Annotated in this window: 4 protein-coding genes; all 4 read right to left on the bottom strand. The window is 38.1% G+C overall.

The window, feature by feature from the left end:
* Positions 1 to 13 precede the first annotated feature (13 nt).
* The 4 genes from PLE33_00410 to PLE33_00395 are packed head-to-tail and all read right to left on the bottom strand — an operon-like array spanning position 14 to position 21,181.
* The gene (locus tag PLE33_00410; protein ID HPS59708.1) at positions 14 to 20,707 is read right to left on the bottom strand and encodes a FlgD immunoglobulin-like domain containing protein; all 20,694 of its coding nucleotides are present in this window, start codon (positions 20,705 to 20,707) and stop codon (positions 14 to 16) included.
* Positions 20,704 to 20,871, bottom strand: coding sequence for a hypothetical protein (locus PLE33_00405; GenBank protein ID HPS59707.1), 168 nt, complete (start codon positions 20,869 to 20,871; stop codon positions 20,704 to 20,706). The genes PLE33_00410 and PLE33_00405 overlap by 4 nt, the downstream gene beginning before the upstream one ends.
* Positions 20,868 to 21,014, bottom strand: coding sequence for a hypothetical protein (locus tag PLE33_00400; protein HPS59706.1), 147 nt, complete (start codon positions 21,012 to 21,014; stop codon positions 20,868 to 20,870). Before PLE33_00400 ends, PLE33_00405 begins: the two co-directional genes overlap by 4 nt.
* The gene (locus tag PLE33_00395) at positions 21,014 to 21,181 is read right to left on the bottom strand and encodes a hypothetical protein (protein ID HPS59705.1); all 168 of its coding nucleotides are present in this window, start codon (positions 21,179 to 21,181) and stop codon (positions 21,014 to 21,016) included. The genes PLE33_00400 and PLE33_00395 overlap by 1 nt, the downstream gene beginning before the upstream one ends.
* Positions 21,182 to 22,177 lie beyond the last annotated feature (996 nt).

Genomic DNA, 22,177 nt, shown 5'->3' with positions numbered 1-22,177 from the left:
CCTCTTCACCAATTTACTTGATAGCTATCTTAACTACCTTTTCTACTATCTTCGTGCCGTCATTGGCAATCACACGGGCAAAATATGCTCCGCGTGCCAGTTTCACACCATCATTATTGCGACCGTCAAAAACGATCTCTGCTTTGCTCTTACCCTGCACTTTACCGTTTGCACTTAAGGTGCGAACTTCACGACCCGCAAAGTCATAAATGTGGATGTTCACATAAGCACCGTTGGTTAAGGTTACGGTAAATCTGGCAGTTCCATCTACACTGGGGTTCGGATATACATAAGCATCCGCAATTGCCAGTTCAACAGGAGGTAGAGGAGCAGCAATCATTGTGAAGTTAATAGTTTCCATTGCCTGGTTACCTGCATTATCCCATGCAGTTACACGCACGGTGTAAGTTCCAAGCATCAAATTATCTATTTCGTTACTTATTTCTGTAATCCCTGCACCGGTCTCTACTGGCATTCCAACAGGCATTCCATTGGGGTCAATAATTACCATCCGGCTTCCAGCAATTCCAGAACCTGAATTCTTTCCATCCTTCTTCATAAGAGGAATCAGATCACTAAGCTGGGCTTCAATTCTAACTTTAGTGGTCTCATCTACTAAAGTGATTTCCGCACCATTTACAGGATTCAGGAAGGTTATCACTGGAACGAAACGATCCACGCCATAATAGTAATTTGCTTCAGTAGTATTACCGAAATGATCGGCAACAAATACTTGCAAACGAACCGAGGTTTCACCTGCAGGTATCATTCCACCGTTTAATACTAATGTATAAGTATTACCGGCAGGATTTACAGTTAACGGACCCATCAGAGTTGCCTCTGAAGGATAAGTAATTACATTTGCGGTTACCGTTACAGGAACTACAGCATCCACTGTAAAGATAAGGTTATTAGCACCGGTAGAATTCAACCAGGCAATATCCGTGAAAGTAACTGTAGGAGCAATAGCAGGAGTAACAAAGAAGTTCCGTGTTGCCATTGCTTGATTTCCTACATTATCTTTTGCCAGAATGTTGATGATGTAAGTTCCGTAATCAGATACTACTAACGGTTTGGAAATAACTTGAGCAGCCGTTGAATCATTAACAGCGAAACTACCATCAGGTTTAATTACAGTTACATAAACCTGAGATATTCCAGAACCGGTTTTATCTTTAGGACCATTCATCATACTACGCATTCCCATACCCTTGGTACCAATTATGTCAGAAACAGTTGCTGCAATATTTACAGTAGTATCAGGATTGAACTGCGCATTCTCGGCAGGACTGTTGATTGTAATTACAGGTGCGTTGTTATCAATACCATATACCTGATTGGATGTGGAAATTCCACCCAGAATATTGGAAGCAGTCACTTCCAAACGAATTCCGGTTTGATCCACAGGTATAACGCCACCCATAACATCAATGCTGTAAACACCACTTACTGCAGTTGGAATTATAGGACCTTGGAATAGAGCATTTGCAGGAATAGTGTAAACATTAGCAACCACTCCACCAACTGCCAGATTGATACCTGCAGTATTCACAGTGAAACTAAGCTTGTTGTTATTTGTGGAATTGAGCCACCAGGAATTATTCACCAAGGGCTGGAAGGTAATTTCAGGTGCAGGAGCAGCAACCACAAAGTTCGTGCTGGCTACACTCTCATTGCCTACAACATCTTTAGCTGTAATAGCTACTGAATAGTTACCATACTGACTGGCAGTTACGATTTCAGCAATAGCTCCAGTGAGATTACTGAATACAACAGGTGTTCCCGTAGGAGGTGTAACAGTCATAGTTACGGTCTGTAAGCCAGAACCGCTTCTATCCTGTTTATCCTTGGAAGTTTTCAATAAACCACGCGTAGTTGCATTATCCGTAACTGTAGCCGTAATACTAACCTGCTCATTATAAGCAACCTCAGTACCGGCAACAGGAGTATGAATTGTAATTACAGGTGCAATGTTATCAATCAGGTAGGTCTGATTGGATGTGGAAATTCCACCCAGAATATTGGAAGCAGTCACTTCCAAACGAATTCCGGTTTGATCCACAGGTATAACGCCACCCATAACATCAATGCTGTAAACACCACTTACTGCAGTTGGAATTATAGGACCTTGGAATAGAGCATTTGCAGGAATAGTGTAAACATTAGCAACCACTCCACCAACTGCCAGATTGATACCTGCAGTATTCACAGTGAAACTAAGCTTGTTGTTATTTGTGGAATTGAGCCACCAGGAATTATTCACCAAGGGCTGGAAGGTAATTTCAGGTGCAGGAGCAGCAACCACAAAGTTCGTGCTGGCTACACTCTCATTGCCTACAACATCTTTAGCTGTAATAGCTACTGAATAGTTACCATACTGACTGGCAGTTACGATTTCAGCAATAGCTCCAGTGAGATTACTGAATACAACAGGTGTTCCCGTAGGAGGTGTAACAGTCATAGTTACGGTCTGTAAGCCAGAACCGCTTCTATCCTGTTTATCCTTGGAAGTTTTCAATAAACCACGCGTAGTTGCATTATCCGTAACTGTAGCCGTAATACTAACCTGCTCATTATAAGCAACCTCAGTACCGGCAACAGGAGTATGAATTGTAATTACAGGTGCAATGTTATCAATCAGGTAGGTCTGATTGGAAGTGGAAGTTCCACCCCAAACATCAGTAGCAATAACTTCCAAACGAACAGCTGTTTGATCTGCAGGAACTACTCCGCCATACAGAATTACGGAATATTGATTATTGGCACCTACTGTAGGAGTGATCGGACCCTGGATTAATGTGTTGCTTGGTTCAGTATAGACATTTGCTACTACACCGCCATTAGCAAGCTGAACAACTGAAGTTACAGTAAAGGTGAATGTATTGGTTCCTGTAGTATTCAGCCACCAGTTACCATTAAGAGGATTGATCACAATTGTTGGAGCTCCACCTACAATGTCAAATTCGTATGCAGCAGAACCAACATTACCTACTGCATCTGGAATAGAAGCAACAACCGTATAATGACCAGCCGGTAATACACCAGCATTGTGTGTGAAGGTTCCGTTGGTTACAGTTCCATTTACTACTATTCCATTTAAACTTACCTGAACGGCAGCTGAATTAATACCGCTTTGGCTAGTATAGAACCATTCGGCTCCCCCAGGAATCAGGAATTGACTACCACTATAATCTTCAAAAGCTACTGCAATCGCTACATCAGTTCCCTGTGCTAAAACTGCAGGATAGTAATCAATCGGGTCTTCATCTACGATTTGCGGTTCTTCAGGATCCCAGAAACCATCGTGATCAAGGTCAACCCAATCCAGGTCTTCGTTCACACCGTTAGGAACATCTTCATTATATAAGCCATCACCATCGTTATCAATAGGAGCACCAACTGGAGCAAGAGCCCAAACAACAGGAGCAGCCATATCAATTCCGTAGGTCTGTTGTGATTGATTAACAATATTGTAGTTATCTATTGCTTCAACATATAGCTTAACTGCAGTTGCCATAGGAGATAACAGCTGACCAAAGTTGAAGGAATAACTATAGACATTTCCAGATACAGATACAGGAGCAAGAGTCATTTGCTGGATTTGGTTTTCACCTGCAGCTGTTACTTCATATAAATCTATCCAGACACCTTCATTGGTTATTGTTCTACCTTGTGGAACAGTTACTGTGAAGGTTAAAGGAGTATTGAAGGTTGGATTCAACCACCAGCCATTAGCAAAACCGGTAAAGGTGATTGCAGGGCCTTCAATATTAACTGTGTAGTTAACGGGCTCTGTTACACTGTTCATCTCCAGATTATTATCTGCATTCCATACTGCTTGCATTTCCATTGTATAGTTAATGTCATAACCCAGAGCATTCAAATCATCCATTGTTAAGGTATAGCTGTAAGTATCACCGCTTACGGTCATATTTGCAAGAGGAACAGTAATGTTACTATTCCAGCCCATAACATACAGATGAGCATCACTGATAGCTGTTTCCGGATCAGTTATAGTAGCACTTAATGTGCGATCTGTAACTGTAAGTTGAGTTCCAGTTGCTACAATAACAGGTGCTGTAATATCAACTTTGAATGCTTTTTCTGCACTGATATTTACATTGTTACGAGTAACCATAACAGAGGCAATGTGATTACCTGCAGTAAGGTCCAGAATATTAGCAGCAGTAATGAAACCGTTATTGTAAGAAGCAGGAACCGCTATTTCATCAATATACATTTGATAGGTTATTTCTCCGGCAGCAGGAGTTGTGTATCCGCCATCGGTAAACCCATCATAAACGAAGAACTTGATAGTAGAAGGATTTGCTACTGTCCAGAGTTCGTTATTAGTTGTGTTAATATACTGTGGTTCAATACTGTTAAAGACAACATTGAAGTCCACGGTTCCAGTGTATTGACCAACCGCATAAATAAATCCGCTCGGGGCAGTGAAGGTTGCAACATTTCCAGTAACATTTGCTGTTACATTAATCCACTGATTACCATTATAATACATTCCCACAATGGTTCCAGCTGCAGGATCAGGAGTAGCGGCTAATGTAACCGTGAGATTGATATCATCTTGTGGATTCAGAATAAATGCTGTTTGAGCAGGATTACTTAGTTCAGTATAACCAAGAGGAAGTGCAATTGCGGGCTCAACATTTTCATAGTAAGCAAAACTACCGTTAGGAACTGGCAGAGCAATTCCATTATGAGTAATTGTGCCAATATTAGTAGTATTAAGCACAGTGCTGTTTAACTGCATAACCCAATTATCATAATCAATGGAAGCAGTCCAGAATTCATACTCTCCATGATTAGGAATATTAAAGAAAGCAGTAGGTGTTCCATTAACTATCTGTACAGCAGGAGTATTAGCATAAACTCCATTATAAAGAGTAGTTACTATCGGAGCACTAAGCGCACCGCTAATACGCACTTCATTATTATAGAATACATTGGCAGTAATTGTAGGATTAGTAGCTACCAGTTTTCCGCCTTCAGCCGCATCGTAAGTGACATTCAGTTCGGGTTTATTGGTAGAAATCAATCCATCGTTATAAGTTACCACTGTTCTAATCTTAGTAGCAGCATTCATCAGTTCAGCATTAAACTGCACTGCGAAAGGTGTAGCTGTAGGATTAGCAATAGTGGCAAACGGAGTCCAGATATTGTTTGCGAAGTATTCAAAGGTAACTGCATCTATAGCTTCATTGTTCCAATTGTCAACTTCAGCATAGAGGATATCCTGGTTAGCATTATCTCCATTAAAGCTCATCGCAGTAATCAGAGCAAAAGGTTCCCAGGTAGCAGGTGGAACTATAGTAACTGTTTTAGCTAACCCATTAACATTACCGGCTTTATCATAAGCCAAAATGCCAAGGAGATAGTCACCAACTGCCAGACCTGCTGTATTCCAGTTAATGCTGTAAGGTGCTTCCGTATCAGTTCCCATTAATACATCTACTCCGTTGTAGTTATACCAGATTTCTACTTTTTCAATTCCGGAAGCAACCTGAGTAATCTGTCCATAGAGAACATCAAAGGTATTAACATCAAGAGTAGCGGTTGTAGCTAACTGGATAGTGTAGTTACCTTCATTTTCTGTTACCCCGTTTCCTGTAATTCCATTAAGGACAATTTCAGGATCGGTAGTATCATACATCACATTAGTAATAATTGTATTATTATCAGTATTCGGTGTTTCTTCCGCCAGGTCAGAAACGCTGAATCTGAAATCTAACATACCATTTAACAAAACATTGTCGTGATGGTATATTTCTATTCCGCTAAATGTAGCAAGGTAAGCGTTAGTTCCTGTTCTGGTAACTTCTGCATTACCTAACACAGGATCACGCCAAGGATCATTTGCTCCATCAATACCGATAATATGATATTGAAGAGCAACACTGTTTGGCTCAATTTCATCATCTGTATTTACAGTGAAGTTTACCGTAAAGGTCTCTCCATTGAAGAAACCGTTACTTGCAGGAACTGATTCCGCAGTTGTAATCGCAAAGCTGTGATCAATAGTTAAAGTAACCATGTCAGAAACCTGACCAAGAGTTACTCTTGCTTCACGGGCACGGATACCCAGTTCATAATCACCTTCAGCATAAGCAGTCAGAACATCCGTTAGAAGAACATTGGCATTAGTTCCAACTACCTCTGCATATTCCAGATGAGTCCAATCGGTTGCACCCACAGCACGAATAACATATTCCACGCGAGGAATATTAATATCGTTCACTTGCGTTACAACATTTACATTATTATGTATGCGAACCGGAATAATTCCATTTACAGGAATGTGACCGGCTACACTAACAATATGCATTGGTGTATGATTATCTATTACCGTAAAGGTATCGGTAACATTAAGAATATTACCTACTGTATCAGTTACTTTGGCTTGAACAATATATTCTGCACCAAAGATCAAATTGGCAGGTAAATTCCAGGAATAAGTCCAAGGTGTTTCTACAACTGTCTCAATAGGAATCCAGGGGGAAGCCGGATCTGTAACTGGAGCATAAGCATAAGTTACATTCAGCAGACCTGAAAGGTTATCTATAGGATTAGCATTCAGAACAAGTGTAGTTTCTCTTTCAATATTCTCTGGAACTGTGAAGTCGGCAGTAGGTAACACATTATCAATATTCAGAGCTTTAGTAACTTCGCGTGTATTACCATACACATCGTAAGTTATCACTTTCAAAACGCCGTTAGTAACATTTGTTGCTTGGGGTAATTCGTCCCAGATAATTTGAGTTACATTATTAGGTAGAACACCATTTACTGCATTCACAGTGCCAATTAGTTCATCGTTGAATTTGAATTCTACTCTTACCAAATCAGCAAGCATTATATCACTGGTTATGTTTGCAGTAATAGTCATTGTAGAATCTACAACACCGCTTACCCATTCAGGATCAGTTAAACCATTCCAACTGTAGCTAATAGCAGCATCCGGTGCCTGGGTATCTCTAATATTGGCAATCGCATAAGCATTACCAGTTATTACACTGGAAATTGGAGTAATAGTTCCCCAGATATCTTTTGCTTGACCAACAATCTGCATTGTATTGTTGAACAGATAATAAGGAGCTACATACCAATCGTAACTGTAATTTGCTGTAGCATCGTTCCAGACCTCGGTAGGTACACCACCATTTTGATCATCTCCAAAATCTGACCAGTTGCTTACAGGAGTTATGTCATTACCATTGATACTAACATAACGATAACGGTAACGAACTGCACTCAAATAATCGGTATTAGTGAAATTGGAAGTGAAGGTATATGTCTCACCGCGTTGGACAATATTTCCTGCTTCTATGTCGGCAACTGAAACTTGGGGAACAATGGTATCATTGTAGATATTTACTGTAATTATAGAAGCTGTAGAGCCGGAATTATAATTACCGGTAGCTTGAACTTCATAAATGCCACTTGTTAGTCCTTGAATATTCCATTCAGCTGTAAACTGGCTTTGGAATTGCCCCATAAATGATGGATCAATGAACTCCCAAGAAGAATCACCATTAAAGATAGTGGTAATTGGAAGCCAATTGGAACTACCCATAGCTCTGTAGGCGAAAGAAATACTGGCTGGAATTTCAGCATTATGAGGAACATAAGCATATAGCTCTATAGGAGTACCAGTTCCATTCTGATTCATCCCAATTGGTTCATTAATATAACCGATACTGAGATCAACAGGATTATTCCAATTTACATAATGAATGATGGGCTCACCGTTCTGAACATCTGTGATAGCCATAATGCGTGCGACATTAGGAATACCATAAGTCACATTTATATTGAAGTTATCACCAGGGGTAGTATGCCCCATATAGTCCTTCAATGTAAGTTCTGCGTTAACTATGATATCATCCATATTGCCATTGGCAAAATGGTTGTCAAAATCAATCGGTGTCCAGGTGAATGTGATATTAGTGCTATCAACTGGAATATATGTTTGGACTGAATCTCTTGCTATACCATTGATTTTGAACCGAACTTTTAGAGCTTCAGCAGGTAAACCGATAAGATCATTATAATTTACATTGAATGTAATAGGATGATTGTAAGCAACAGTATTATTCACATTAGGTGCAAGAGAGGCAACGCTTTGAATAGCAGGAGCATAGATATCAAAGTACATCGCCTGATAAATTGCTGGCTGTAGAGTTACAGTGTTACCTGCAAAGTCCTCCAGAACAACAGTAAGACGATAAATATCCTCTACCATACCTGCCATTTGAACAGGTGTGAAGGTAAATACTGTCGCAGCCATACCTACATCATTATAGTTTCCATTTCTATGCAGGACTAAATTCCCTGCTGAATCATAGAAGCGAATCTTAACCTTAGCAATATCAAGTAAACCGTCGTTATTCAACTCTGTGTAATTGAGAATAACAGTTACATCCTGAGTTCTATCTACAGCCATCTTGTTATCATAAATTGTATTGGTCAAACTTACTACTTCAACATTAGGAGGAATAGTATCTACATATAGTTTTATAACTTCTGTGGACATATTATTCGCATTAGTATCTTGAGCAGTAGCTCTTAAATATAATACTGGAGTACGAGTTGGGAAATAATTCCAACTATAAGTTACTGTTCCACCGCCAGTTCCATTAGGAACGATAGAACCTGCGCCAAGAGTAGTAATATTTACCCAATTATCTATCCCGGTAGTAGAGTATTCAAAGGTTACTGTATTAACACCAGCTATATCAGAAAGAGTAGCTTTAAGTTCACCATTGAATTGATTTGCTTGTTTAGCAAATGCATACTCTTCAGATATAACAGGGCAGGTACCAACTTGCACAAAGGTAATTTCCGGGCCAGTAACATCATTAAAGATTACATTAGTTATTGCAGATTCATTATTGCCGAGAGCATCATACGCAACTACTTTGAACTGATAATATCCTTCCTGAATAAAATCAAGTTCTGCAGTTGCTTCAGAATTAATTACATTTACTCTCTGTCCGATTTGAGTCCAGTCAGTGGGCCAGGTATCTGTAACTTCTTCTTTAAACTTGTAGAAGAATTCAGCTTTCTGAGCAGGATCAAAACCGGTAGAAATTTCTGTGGCTGTTAATGTTATAATAGTTGCATTAGGATTTATAACATAAATATAATTAGTATTAGCAAGTATAGTATCATCAATTTGAGTAAGCTCTAATTTCGCAGGGCTGGCATCAACATTAACCGCAACTTCTGCAGAGATAGCAAAATTACCTGCTTTATCAATTGCAATTGAACGAATGTAGTAGGTTGAATTTGCTTCTTCAGCTTCATCCACCAAGCCATTAGAGTTGTTATCCAAATTATCAAACAAAGGATTCGGTGCTTGCCAGGTTATGGGATAATTACCAGCCATCTGATTAGAAGTTCCAATATTTTGCCACATCCTGTAATTTTCACTGATTGGAATTCCACTATATTGATACATAACTCCAACCATATCATCCGAAGCAACCAGAAGTTCATCTACATCAGTTACGAAATTAACATTAGTTCCAGGAGTAACACAATTCACATTGTTAATAGCTGTTAGATTATTTATTACAGGAGCAACATTATCTATATATATTTGACTGATAGGGGATTGATAATGTTCAAGCTCATTTCCCGCTATATCTAAAGGAACAGCCCGGAATTCATTTATACCTTGTGCATAATCAGCACTGTTAAAGTTGATTGTCCAAGGCAGCGGAGTAAACATTGTGAAACCGTGAATATCATCAATCAGCGGTTCACCCTGATCCCAAGTTCCATTATTATTAATATCAATACCATACTGGAAATTATAGGTAGTTCCCACATTCAGCTCAAAACTTCCATTCCAGGAATTTCCATCATACACGAGTTCACCTAAAACATTGCCATTAGCAATCAAATGAACACCAGGAGCCCAAACCAGCTGATCTATATCCAGATCAAAAGTAATGGTTTGAGTTGTGGCTTTAGCAACGGTAGCAATAGGTTGCCAGACATTATTTTCCTTATGTTCAAAACGAATAGATTGAACAGCATTATTATCAGTAGTATTAGCTGTTAAAGCTTTTTTACCGCTAATAAATGCAATATCTTCAGGATACTCAATTGAAGCTACAACATCATCAATACTGGTAACATTAACTATCAAATCGGTAGCAGCAAGTTTTTCAGCATTGCTTAGTTTATTATTATAAGCAACTGTTTCGGAAGCTTTATCTCCTTCCAGGTTACCCATAGCATCCTTACGCACTACCACAAATCTATGTTGACCAGCAGACAACAAATCAAAAGGAATCTCAAACTCAAAGAGTTCTGGATAGGTAATATTACCAAGATTCCATGCCTCGTGGTCATATTCAACAGGTTGCCAGTTTCCATCAGGAGTTCTTTGATACATCATCAAAGGCATCACATTATCGGTTCCAAGATTGCTGGCATCAACAAATAACCTGAGATTGGAAGCACCATTGGTTCCTTGCTGAGAACTGGTTACAATAGATATTTCGTCCGGAGCATTAGGAATATCCGTAATCTCAGTAAGATTCGGATAATTTATGGAATGAATTATATGAGTAAATCTGGTTTCAGGTGCTTGATTATCTACATTAATAGGTGTATTCAAATTCAGTGTAGCTGCATTTCCCTTATTATCGGTAACAGTTACCCTAATCTGAACAGGACCGAAGTAGTTTTCGCCCAAGAAAGTGTTTGCAGATCCTCCAGCAATATTCCAGTTTAATGCTTTATAGGTACCAGTATATGCATCATAACTTAATTGAGGAACTGTAGTAAACCAGTTGGTTCCATCTACACTCCACTCAAGTAAAGTAGTAGCAATCTCTGTAACACTATCATAATTAAAATTCACCGGAGTAACACTGAATGAACCTTGTTTGCCTGCAGTCCAGGAAACCGGATCAATCGTTGAAGTATTGTTTATTGTAACCTGAGGAGCAAGCTGATCAACACTAAACCAGCTATATGGTTGTTCCGGAAGATCAATACCTGTGTACATAGCAGTGGGAGTGAAAGCCATATTGAAATTAAAGGTATAGTCAGTTCCGTTTACCATATAGGGAGCAAAGAAACTATTCGGAATAGCAAGACGGACAATAGCTGCATTATCAACCGGATCAATATAAATCAAGTTACTTGTTATAATTCCGGTAGCAGGAATTTGAGGTTGATTACCAACATCATTGGTTACCGGTGCAATAATAACATCTGCAATTATGCCGGTATTATCAACAATCTTCGCTCCGAAGGTTACTGAAGCAATACCATTTAGAGGTCCGCTGGTAGAAGTGGGATTTGTAATTCTACCTTCCAGAATAATATAATCGTTTGCATCAACAACAGGGTTGGAGGCAAATTCTATGCTGTTAATAATTTCTTCATTATTGATATCTTCATGCTTTAGGATATTAACAGTAGATATTGCGTTACTAATGTCATTTTCCAGAAGAATATTCGGTCCAGGTTTAACAGAGGAATTGCCAATGTAATCCCAAGATGTTACCGTTGTAGTATAATTTCCAGGAAGGAAACCATTAAAATCCCAGTTAATTAAATTAACACCAAGGGGGTTAGCTATTGCTTCATTTATAGTATCCACAATAACACCTGCAGAATAAACATCAACCTGAACTGTTACAGCATCTCTAATATTGAAAGATACAGGAATATTTAGGTTATTATTAGCAGTATTGGCATAATCTATAGATTTCACAATTTCAGTAAGATCAGGTTCAGCCACTGGAGCTACATTATCTAAAACCTTCACATACTGAACTACATCATAGAGGTCACGATTTTGAGTTATAACGCTGGCTCTTAACCAGAAGCCGCGATAATCACGATTTGGATAATTCGGATCCTGAATAAAGGCATATAACTCATCCGTCATACTCCAGTGAGTTTCATAAGGAAATTCCATATCGGATGTATTATCAAGGTGACTGGTAATTTCATAATTAAGATCGGCTGCAGTGAAGGTCTCGTCACCATCTGCGTCATAGAATAAACGGAATTCTACGCCCTGAATCGGAACATTAGAATTTGTATTAGCAATGATGTTGAGAGGTGCTTCAGAAACATTTACTTCAAAGTTTGATGTAGCCCCATTAATGTAAAGAGTCATCATTGCAGGATTATATTGCCAGTCAAAATATTTCTCAAAAGTAGGGACAGTGGCATCAAACTTATCTTTCAAATCTGCAATTGTAATTATGTATCTACCATTAGCCAGAGTTGTTCCTGTATAAGGAGCACTAAATGTAATATCTAAATATCCACTTCCATCGGCATTAATAGTAAGAGGTGAATATTGCATATTAGCTAAGGCATCAGCTGCTTGAGGATATTGGCTGGGATCATAACTATAAGTTACAGGATCAGGAATGAAAGTAACATCTACACTATGAAGGCCAACATAAACATTAGGCAGATCAATGAAGTTAACTCTGATCTTATCCCAGGAATCATCATAGAAGAAACTTCCTGAACTATCATCAGCTTTTACCTCATCACCCAAGTATAACTGCATACCTGCATACTGAGGAGCAATATCATCAACATTGAAGTTATGAGTTACAGTTTGAGTTAATCCATATATATTTTTGTAGGTTATAGTTATATTGGCTTGTTCAATATCAAGATCAGCAATATTAGCAGCAGGAATAGTCCAGGTAGCTTTATGAGAATCAGTAATTACAGGCGCAGGTATATTTGTAAGTAATCCTGCTGGATCACTTGTTAGTGTAAACCATCCGCTCATATCTGCAGGAAGTGCAGTCGGGAAGTTCTCTCCCAAGTTTGTTACTTGAACACTAATTCTCATTCTTCTTTCAGGACTGATTATATTGCTTTCCCAGGTTCCGTCAATAACTCTACCTTGAACTACAGGGATGTCAGCAATATAGTCCATTATATCAACTGGTGCAGAGAATGCAAATGAATGAGTAAATATCTCTGCATTATAAGGTATTCGCTTAGTATGGGCTATAAAGTTAATAGCACCATCTACCATACCTATTGCAGAAACACTATCAAACACTGCTACATAATCTATACTATTATTACCAATCAGGTCTTTATCTGCTTGAGTGGCTGGTCGGATAGTATATGCTGGAGGAATAGTAATACCTGCTACAGGGTCAATGCTTACCTCATCAATATATTCAGGATATTTTACATCAACATATACTTCAATTTTAGAGTTTATTGTCCCTGTTCCTACTGGTTCTACAACTACTTCTTCCCAGCTGCCGTCATATATCTGAGTTAGATATTTAGCACCGCGAATTATAGGAACAATAGGACCTTCATTAGCTATTTCCACAAATCTATCTGCAGATGTTAAAGGATTCATAACAGGGTCTTGAAGATTAACTACTATCTCTTGAGAAGTGATTCCAGGATCGGTTTTAGCAGTAAGACCGTTTATTTGAGCAACCCAAATGTGAAGAGCATTATCAAAGGTAATATCAGAATCATTTACTATATAAACAGCAGGAACACCTTCAATAAATGTATCAAGATGTTCTATACTGACAAACGGTTTGGTTGCTACTGCATTATAGGATGATTCATCGGTAAATTTAACCGTAATTTGAACTTCTTCACCGGGAACTACATAGTTATCTGTAACCGAGTAAGCACTCTTTACAACTATTCCATTCTGAGCAAATTGCGGAGAAGTCCGATCTATTAGCATAAGTGACTTACTATTCACATCAACATTAAACCAGTTTGAAGTGTAAGTTTCCTGAGTAGTAGTATTGTCGGTATAAGTTATCCGATAGGTAACTTTATATTTCCAACCCAGAGAGCTAACAGTATTAGCAGGATTTATTACCAGATCATCATCCAGATACCATTCAAAAGGATTGCCACTCAGCATAGCCAAATCATGCCATACTTCGTTATCATCATTGATTTCAACAGGATTGTTAATTTGAACCAGTATAGGTTCTACGGACTCAACAGCAACTCCCCGTGGAGTGTTTACAGCACGGTTTGTATTCAATTTTAAGATGAAACCAAGATTGTTACCAGGTTTGATATAAGGGCTGGTCTTTGTATTCAATTCATCGCCTACAACTTTTTGATAGGCAATCATATAAGATGCCGTCCCATCATCCGCACTGGTAGTAAAGCCCATAGTAATAATAGGTCCATTAGCTACATACTGGATGGAATGAATAGGAACCAAGCTTGGGTCTGAACCAATATAGTTCTTATGCCCAACCAGGTCTTCAACTCCCTGAAGGTTAATGTTCAGAATATAATCGGGACCAAGATCACTCGGAGTTACTGGACTTAGTTTCCATTCAGTATAGAAGTAATCACCAACCCTTGATGTATTGTAAGGGACAACATTCCAGCCAGCTGCTATGGGATCATTAACCCAGCCAGCTCCTACTCCGTTATAAGGATTACTTGCATCTCCATCATCATCTTTTGCGGCAACTTTCAAATAAAGATATCTATTAGTTTCCCAAACGCCGGGAGCGGGAGGTGTTAAAGACAGATTTATAACAGAACCCATAGAAGATATCATTTCATAAACAGGAGGATTATCATCTGTAGCAGTAGCAACCCAATATCTGGTTTCATCGTATGTAGGAACTTCCTTATCAACTTTCACCCAAGTAGTATCTACTATCTCTTCAGGTAGGAAACTCAAATATTTATAATCAATTTGAATGGATTCGCCATCAGAGTAAGCATTCCAGACAGAACTATAATCCGGAGTCGTTACCCAAGTTACAAAATACGGATAAATATTAACTGTTCTTCCACCGGACAGATTAATAACTATCGGTTGTCCATCAGGTGTATCTATTACTAAAGTATCCGGAGTTGACCAGTTTTCAGGAACATTATCTTCAATCCTGTCAAAATCGGCAACAATACCAACCTCATTAGGATTAAGAGTGCTGATAAAATGATATTCCGTAATCAGATCATTCTCGGGAGCAAACCAACCATTAGGAGCTCTACCTATATCGCTATAGCTTCGTTCGGGATAACCTTGTCCATATTGATCTACAACAGGGCTGCCAATTATAATCATATCGTGAATATAAGTATCTGCAGCATAGCCATAAATGGTCTTTGTGTCCACTGAGAAATTAGCTACAGTATAAAGAGCCGAAGCAGAATAATCTAATTGAGTGATATCAATAGTATAATAGTATTTTATAATTCTATCTGCACCGGTTCCTTCAGAAAGAGGACCGGCAGTTAGAGTAGCTGTTATACTTCCCTGAATAGCGGGCAGGGTAATTACAGGATCAGTGAGATCGTTCGGTGATTTTACTTCTACCGCCGCATAAACATTATCCATTTCTTTTACAATATTATCAACTGCGGTAGTATGTGCCTGATCCAGATAGAATGTTACTGTTTGAATAACAGGTTTTGTATCAACATTGATTTCATCCCAGCTGCCATCACCAGTCAACGGAGTATAAGCATCTGTTCCAGTTGAATCAAAGTAAGTGAGAGTATTACCTGTGATAGTAGCTCTGATAACCTTACCATCAAGGTCTGTAGCAGTAAGAGCAGAGAATATAACATTCATATCGCTACTTTGAAAAACGGGATCACTCACATTGAAGGTTTGAGAAGCAAGAGGGTCTTCATTCGCTGTGAGAGAAACTATTAATTGATTAACGCGTTGAGGGTTAGTAACCGTAAAGCTTACTTTTAGATCGTGTCCGGGAACAAACCAATTTGTAGGATCAGTATTATCAGGATTGTTATCTGTAACTGAAATATCGGTTACAGTAATTTCAGGAATCGGGATAATATTCAGATAGCGGACAAGAGTTCCGGTGTTATCAACATTATCGTTAGCAGTTATAGTTGCCACCACTCTTTGAGCTGCAATATCTTGATCTACAGTTATATTCCATTTAGCTTTACCAGGTTCCGTTATATCCAACGCACCAATAGTAATTCCATCAGCAGGATTGAATATTATTTCAGGAGTTGACCAATTTACTCCGGAATCGGCATCAGTAATATCAAAGCTTAGTATCTGATCGGTTCCTGCAGTAAGATAATCTAAAGAGCCAGCAGTGGCAGATATTACAGGAAGCCCATCAGGATCAACACCATCAGCAATAAGAGTATTATTACTATTAGCAGTATTTATTGCATTAGTATTTAATAAAGTAGAAGTTCCCGTATCATATTTTGAATAAGTTACTACTACAAGAGCAGATAACACATTCGTATGCGGAATGCTGACTGCAGTGAATAACAGATTAAATAAACTGGAATCAGGAGCACTGATTGTCTGTGTATTACCAACTTGTAAACCAGTGGTCTGATCGAAAAGCATCACATCTATCTTATCAGCTCGTTGATAATTTGCTACCTCAAAGGCAACAGTAATATCAGTTCCAGGTTGGAAGTAAGGATTTGCAGTAGGAACTGCTCCAGATATTACTACATTAACAGGGTGAGGAGAAGGCACTACATTAATATAGCGGCTTTCCACAAGTTCGTTTCCTGTTTTGTCTTTTACAGATAGAGTAGCTACAAAGTTCTTAACTGCAGTTGTATCCAGCAGTGTAATATTACCGGTTATGGCACCAGCATTATAAAGTAAATCTGTAGCTGTCACATTTTCAGTAAAGGCAAGGTTAATAGAAGCAGGAATATTATCATAAATTCCTGCTAATGCATCACTAACATTGAAAGTAAAGGGTTGTGGATTACCATCTGCTGTTACATAGTTATTTTCATCATCAAAGGATGAACTATCAAGTATCGGAACTTCCTGATCCACAATTACCGCAATACTTCTATTAGTAGTATGCATTTGAGTAGATCCTTCCATAGAATTTGCATAAACGATTAGATTAGCTACATTATTATGAATCAAATTGGGAAGGGTTATATCTGTTATATTCCAAGTAAGTTCAAAAACATTTCCACCCAGATCAACAACAGGATTAACCAAAGGCAGAGCGGCTGCATCAGCCATAGTAGAAATACTGGAAACATCAGCTACAAAATTGGTTACTACACTTCTGTTATAACCTCCGGAAATCTGTGCTTTTAATGTTCCTGTATTATCTACATTATTTACATAACCCTGAATAGCATTCGTAACATTTCCGGCTTCATCATAAATTACAGTTCCCGTGGATTGAAAATTAGTAAATTCAATTTTACTTATCCAGGGTCTGGCATTCAAAATATGAATGGGGAAAGAAATTTCTGCAGAATCGTTATGGAACAGATCTAGCGCTACAGGATAGATAGGATTATTGTATCTGCCAGGGTTTCCGGCTTCATCCCAAGGTAAACGCAAAACCAATTTAGAATTAGGATATTCCAAACCGGAGATTCCGCTAACACTTATTTTCAATTTATATTGTCTATCCGCACCGGGAACAACACTAATTTCATCTACAGAACCTGTCACACCTGCTATTTGTGTGTTATCTGCAGTAAAAACACCTGCTACATTCCAACCTGAAGTATGAAAAGTGTGGCTTCCCAGATCATTCAAATTAGTGGTTCTAAGTGGTTCGCTGGTTTGCAGGATAATCTCAAAGCTGTTATTAGCCGCGGAGACCACTGGAATAGGCATATCATCTGCAAAAGTAATTGATCTACTATCGTGGTTATAAGTGTAATTATCGCTAATATCTTCTAGCTTTGGATTTTCGTTATCAATAGCTAATTCCGTAGAAGCTGGAGCAGGGTCATCAGCTTCTATATAACCATCATCATCAAATTGAGTAACATGAACATATAGTTTTACATCCAGTTCCTGATAGCCAGTAGAATCAGCCATAGCTTTCAGGTCGTTACTGAGTCCAGCAAAGACATAATCTGTTGCAGGTAAGGATACACCCGAAGCAAGAGTACCCGTTTTACTCCATTCTTTTAAATTTACAGGATTAGTAATGCTTAGTTTCCAGGTAAGATTATAAGTAGAAGAAGGAACAGATATGGTTACTTTCGTAGAATCCTGAATACCGTCATTGGCAGGATTAGAAAATGCATTATATGTTCTACTCGGATGTCCGGGAGAAAAACTATGATCTGATACAGAAACACTACCTTGAGCAGGGTATGTTGGTTGGGGAGGAATAACCAGATTAAAGATATCCGAATGTGTGGAAACAGCATCGTTAATCACAGTATCTAAATCTGTATTTATGTATTCACTATAAGCATGAGCAGGAAGATAATTATTCCCGCCAGCAATACCAAGAATCCATTCTCCTGCTAAAGCTGAACTCAATGATTGCACTTCGGCATTGGATATAGTTATTTCTGCTTTATTCAAATTACTAAAATCATCCTGATCTAGCCATCTTTCGCCCAAACCCAGATTAGTTAGATCCAAAAGAACTGAATTAGTTGTTTTCAGATAATTTTTGTTATTCACGGTAATTTGAATAGAAATCGCATCTATGGAAGTATAATAACTATCACCATTCAGATAGAAGTTATGATCACCGTCAGTATCATAAGGAGCTAAACTATTAGCTCCTCCATTATGTACCGAAGTTATCACAATATCATCTATGAGAGCCAGATTTGCCGTATAAGAATCCTCTGTAAGTTCATAAATATTTTGAATCGTCATTACAGCAGAGGGCTTTATATTTCCGGCATTATCTTGAGTGTAAGCTGTGATTGTATATGTCCCAGCATCAAACTGAGTAGCGTCCCAGGAAAAGTTTACTGTATTGGCATACTGATGAGTTTGAGTAGGAAATATCAATTTGTCGCTCATCGTTGAAGGATCAAAGACCGTATATGGAGTCCAGACATTATTTAGCCAATACCAGCTATTTGTCCCGTTACTGGCAATTACCCAGTAAGTTCCTTTTTCCCAGCGTAATTGATTAGTATCAACCGTAAAATTACGACTCACCTGGAAATTAAAGGTTGTTGAGCTGAAGCTGTTTACCCACTCATCATATACTTGATCGGGAAATACAATATCTCCGATAAAATGATCAATATGATGCTTGTGAGTAAAGACAATCTCATCACCTGGATTTTCCTGATCGGGAGAATTAAGTTCCTGCGAGAAATTCAGAGGAGTATTATCAATTACTACATGCATACGGTTCAATATCACCTGTGGCTCATTATTATCTAACAAAGGAGATGCAGGAGGATATTCACCAGCAATAGTATAATGACTGCTTAAGTCAAGTATGTTACCTACTTCATCCCATAATTTCCACAAAGTAATTCCGTAAGTACCTTCCGGAAGAGATGCTCCATTATCTAAACCATCCCATTTGATAGTTAAAGTAGGAGGTGCGTAAGTAACTTCAGGAGAATTTACAGTATAATCTCTAAAATATACGCTTCTGCCTTCAAATTCAAAGCGCAGTTGCAAACCGTATATTTCATCAGGATTTCCCCAGTTAGCTAAATCCAACTTAATAGCAATATGATCAGGATTAGTATCGGAATATCCTGTAACCGCTGGTGAAACAGGAGAAAATCTTAAGTTTCCTGTAGCCGGATCATTATCATAATACAGATCAACATCTGCAGCTGTGAGAGTTGGAGGAGTAAAATCCAGAACAATAGGATTATCATCTGCATTCAAATTAATTAATAGATCGCCTGTATAGACATTACCTGCTTCAGTAGCAAGAGCTGTAATTTTAATTTCCAAATTAGTTGTGGATGGAATCCTTGTTATCGGAATGGGATATTGAATATCAAGGATACCATTATCTAAAATGTAATCTACAGCTGGCTTCCCAGGAAATGTATATCCCCAGTCAATAGTTACCTTGTAAACATTAGGATTAAATTCTGCATATACATATATGGTATCATTAGCAGCAATATAATTAGCAGAATTATTACCATTTACACCCAGATAAGCACTAAGGAGATCAGCTGCAACGGGAACTGTGCTTTCAATAAGAACCAGCTCATCATCATTAACTTCCCCAGGATTGGGTGAAATATCTGTATCATAAACAATTACTTTAATTTTATATGAATCTGCCGGTAAAGCTGAAAGTGGATCTACATTCCAGGTTCCCGTAAATACATTAGAAGGATCAGGACCTGTCATTGCTATAGGTCCTACTAACCTTGTATTGCCATCTTCACTATAAATATAGAAAGAAGCAGCATCAATAGTTGTGCTGGTAAAGCTGACAACAATACTTGAACCCACTATAGCATATCCGGTTGGACCAGGGTTTTGAATAACCGTATTGATATCCAAGCCAGCTACACTAATAGTAATATTATTAACTGTAAATAATGCATCATCAGGAATAATGGAAGAACCACCATTTCTGAAGTTTCCAGAGACAATAACCTTTGCAGTAACATTATTCAAGGTTCCGGGAACTACTGTGTAATTGCAGCTCCAAAGACCAGTTACAGGATCCTGTTCCATAGTAACAGAATTTGAACCTCCAAATTCACTGAAATTTACAGTGGCTGATGATATCTCACCAAGAGGATCGTCACTTGCGCTAAATTCAGGATCAGTTAATGTTACATTAACAATTGTGTTAATTACAACAATTCCACCACTATCATTTTGAAGGGTAACATTAATGTTTCCCCCATCAAATACTCTCGTCTGAGCAAAAAGAGTGGTTGCTGTAATTAAAAATAGCACTACGAATAGTAGTGTTGTGCGAAATTTGCGTTTCATTTGCACCTCGCTTTTTTTAATAAGTTAATTTCTTTGGTTTGTAGTAAAATACCGTTAAATTCGGTTATAATACCGTTTAATTCTGATAGAATACAATTTGAATCGGGCAATATACCTTTGTGTAATGCAAAGGTAAATTTCGTTTTTCGTTTTTGGGGTTTCATTTTATCTCCTTGCGGGAAGCGCCTACATTTATCACGCCTTCCCTGATTATATTTATTATGGGATTGTTTTGTAAGATTGTTGTTTTTAAAGGATAATTAGATGTCTTTTGCCAAGGGTATATAGTGGCTAAATAGTAAGCCATCAAATCCCCCTGTATAGGGTATAAAGCAAGTTATTGGTTTTTGTAACTAAACTGCAAGCCAAAACAGAACCATCTGTTAGCAGCAACCTGACTGTTGACCAAATATCATTTTTCATTCTGAAACTAACAAGTCCCCTTTTTACGAAACTATAGATTGCGGGTTTCATTGATGTTGCTTTTCCGCCTCAGTTGATAAGCGCAAAATAAATATGAAAAAGCATAATTACTATTTCCTTCCCCACTGATAACTAAAGAAGAAACCGATTTTGGGGCACTATCAATTTCTTTTGCTGAACTGCATTTACGCCTGTAAAAGAAATAAAATTTCTCATTCTTTTTTCCTTTTTTTAGCACCATAGAGCTACGAAAAAACTGAACTCAATCTCCAATAAATGGTATTCTGATTATTTGTCAAGAGATTTATTCTGCTAAAAGCACCTATTTTCTGACTGAACATATTTTTAAGCGGTGAGAGTTATTATTAAAGCACATTCTCTCCGCCTTAATAATACTATTTTCTCTCATTTTATCATTTTTCCCCTGCTTTGATATATTACTGAACAGGTAGGAGGTTTTGACTCATATTTTCACCTGTTTTCTATGTAATTACACCCTAAATTCTTATTATCTTGCAACAGCTTTTTGGCTGGATTTTAATCTGAAAATTGCGATATAAAGCAAAGATAAAGAAATCTTACAATAATATAATCCTTCAGTCACACATTTCTTGATAAACAGGTCGGCATATTCTTTCATTGCTAAAATAATTGGCTGCACTAATACACAACAAACTATTAGCAAAATTGAATACTTATCATTCCCAAGGAAATTCCCGAATTTTCTCAATAACTCTCCAATATGACTCCCGTATCGTTCTCGTATCGCGATATGAGAACGATACGGGATTCTTATTCGCTGTATAACGCAAAAATGAAGGAATTGATAAACAACTAATTTGGGATGGAAAAAAGTGATTTCTGCGGATAAATTCTGTTTTACTTCACAGTTTTCAGGTTTGGAGGCCAATAATACTGCGGTTGTAAGTGAAAATGATTGTGCGGTGTGGTTACATTGAAGGCAGGTGAAAATTGTAAGTCAAAACCTGCCAACGATTGCCTCGTGATTTTACTTTCGGAAAAACCTCTTGACAATAAAGGCACTGT

Source organism: Candidatus Cloacimonas sp. (assembly GCA_035403355.1).
Lineage (GTDB): Bacteria > Cloacimonadota > Cloacimonadia > Cloacimonadales > Cloacimonadaceae > Cloacimonas.
This window is presented reverse-complemented; position numbering and strand designations above follow the sequence as displayed.